Origin of the sequence: Melaminivora alkalimesophila (assembly GCF_000282995.1) — a bacterium.
In the GTDB taxonomy this organism is placed as follows: Bacteria; Pseudomonadota; Gammaproteobacteria; order Burkholderiales; family Burkholderiaceae_C; genus Melaminivora; species Melaminivora alkalimesophila.
The window spans coordinates 1-1,299 of the sequence record NZ_ALEE01000753.1; the positions used below are offsets into that span (position 1 = coordinate 1).

Consider the following 1,299-nt stretch of genomic DNA (forward strand, 5'->3'; position numbering starts at 1 on the left):
CGCAGCAGCTCGCCCGGCTGCGCAGCCAGGGCGTGCAGGTGCGCGCCCTGTTCCTCGACGCCTCCACCGACACGCTGGTGCGGCGCTTCTCCGAGACGCGCCGGCGCCATCCCCTGTCGCGCGAGGCGCTGCGCGAGGGCCAGGGCGCCCTGGCCCAGACGCTGGAGCTCGAACGCGAGCTGCTGGCAGAGCTGCGCGAGCAGTCGCACGTCATCGACACCAGCAACCTGCGCCCGGCCCAGCTGCTGAGCTACGTCAAGAGCCTGCTGCCGGTGCCGCCGGACCGGCTGACGCTGGTCTTCCAGTCCTTCGCCTTCAAACGCGGTATCCCGCTGGATGCGGATTACGTGTTCGACGTGCGGATGCTGCCCAACCCCCACTACGAGCCGGAGCTGCGCCCCCTGACCGGGCGGGATGCACCGGTGGCGCAGTTCCTGCTGCAGCAGCCCGAAGTGGACGCGATGCTGTCCGACATCGGCAGCTTCCTGGACCGCTGGCTGGGCGCCATGGCGCGCAACCACCGCAGCTACGTCACGGTCGCCATCGGCTGCACCGGCGGGCAGCACCGCTCGGTGTACCTGGTGGAGCAGCTGGTGCGCCGCTTCGCCGGCCAGTGGAGCACGCTGCTGCGCCACCGCGAGCTGGACGGGCTGTAGGGGCTGGCAGCCCGGCCCGCGCTCCAAGCCGCCTCAGGCGGCGGTCGAGCTGCCCGGCTCCAGCGAGTTCAGCAGGGTGCGCACCGGCGCGGGCAGGCCCAGCGCAGCCCATTCCTGCGGCCCGAACCAGCCACCGGGCGTGTCCGGCACGGCCGTGGCATCGCGCGCAGGAAGCTCCTCGGTCGCCACCAGTACCGGGTGCAGCAGCAGGTCGCGGTGCGTCAACCCATGGGAGACGGCAGCCAGCTCGCGCGCGGCCAAGGCCTGCGGCCCCAGCGCCGCCAGCAGGCTGGCGCGGCTGTCGAAGACCGGCGGGCAGTACAGCCCCGCCCAGATGCCCGGCGCGGGGCGGCGCTCCAGCCACACGCGCCCCGCCCCGTCCATGCACAGCAGCAGCCACCACTGCATGGACTTGCGCGCCACGCGGCGCGTGCGCACCGGATAGCGTTCCGGGTCGCCCTCGCGGCGCGCCTCGCACACTTCCTGCAGCGGACACAGCAGGCACTGGGGCCGGCGCGGCGTGCAGATCGAAGCGCCCAGGTCCATCAGGCCCTGCGTGTAGCGCGGCATGGCCTGTTCGAGCTCCCCGTGCGGCAGCAGCGCCTCGGCACGCTCCCACAATGCCCGCTCGGCAGCCGCTGCC

Annotated in this window: 2 protein-coding genes; one reads left to right on the plus strand and one right to left on the minus strand. The window is 73.4% G+C overall.

Features of this window, described 5'->3' with window-relative positions:
• On the plus strand, positions 1-656 hold a 656-nt coding region (rapZ, locus tag A612_RS14535; protein WP_019375173.1), incomplete at its 5' end, for an RNase adapter RapZ.
• Positions 657-689: 33 nt separating this feature from the next.
• On the opposite strand, the gene A612_RS14540 is transcribed toward rapZ, so the two are convergent.
• Positions 690-1,299 (minus strand): NUDIX domain-containing protein (locus tag A612_RS14540; protein WP_040437097.1); only part of this gene is annotated, 610 nt, incomplete at its 5' end.